The following is a 959-nucleotide window of genomic DNA, read 5'->3' as shown; positions in this document are numbered from 1 at the left end:
GAAGGACTTTGCCAGGTATCTCCTGTTTAAATTGGCGGTTTAGTAAGTTCGGAACCACTCGATGTTCCTGAGTAGCTTTCATCATTCTCCGGTACGGATTTGCCTTCCTGATAGGGCAGACGATATCGAATTTTTTCATGATTCTACGGATCTTCTTCAAGTTGAAGACACACTGAAATTGACCTGCCAATGTCATTTTAATTTGGCGTGCCCCTTTCTTTCTGCCTTTGAAGTGAAAGGCCTTTAGAATCATTTCTTTCGCTTCTTCATCCTTCTTGTCCTGACGTTTCCTTTGTTCAATAGACTTGGATGAGAAATAATTATAGTAACCACTTCTTGAAACCCCTGCAACTTCACAAAGGAATTTCACCATATGGTTAAGGTTGTATTTTTCAATGACATCACGAATGAGAATATATTTTTGACTGGCAGGTGGCTTTAATTTTTTAGCCCCCTTTCCAACACACGAATCTTTTTTAAGAGTTCGTTTTCTGCCTGTACAAGCTTCATCTGCGCTTCCAATCTGGCATACTTCTCCTCGATAGACAATTCTTTAATCCGCGACCTTCCAGAACTGTCTTTTCTAGTATCTTTAAGGCCCAACACGCCTTCGGCTTTATAAGCAGCTTTCCAACGATTTGAAGCAGATTTAACTCTCTTCATGCCAATAACATCAACATTAAACCCTGCTTCTTCAAAGATTTCTCTTGGAAGCTTCCCCTCACTGTTTTCAGTAATAAAGTGTTGTTTAAATTCATCAGAGTATGTGATGCCTTTTGAACTGACTGTTTTAACAAATCGGTTCTTAGATAGTGTTGCGATGTCTTTCTCTGTAAACAGTTTTTTACTCATAATTCTCCGTCTCCACGTATTTCTCTATGTTGTTCTTTAAATTATACAAAAAATACCCTATAGAAAGAGCACTTTTTTTAAGTGTCTATTCTATAGGGTACATTTTA

Annotated in this window: 1 pseudogene; it reads right to left on the bottom strand. The window is 38.0% G+C overall.

Annotated features, from left to right (window positions below):
- Positions 1 to 852, bottom strand: a pseudogene (locus tag ACI48O_RS22720) (HTH domain-containing protein); the annotation flags it as partial.
- Positions 853 to 959: the final 107 nt, after the last annotated feature.

Origin of the sequence: Neobacillus terrisolis, from assembly GCF_051233475.1 — a bacterium.
In the GTDB taxonomy this organism is placed as follows: Bacteria; Bacillota; Bacilli; order Bacillales; family Cytobacillaceae; genus Bacillus_BU.
The sequence above is the reverse complement of the archived record's forward strand: the minus strand, read 5'-3'. Positions and strand labels throughout refer to the sequence as shown.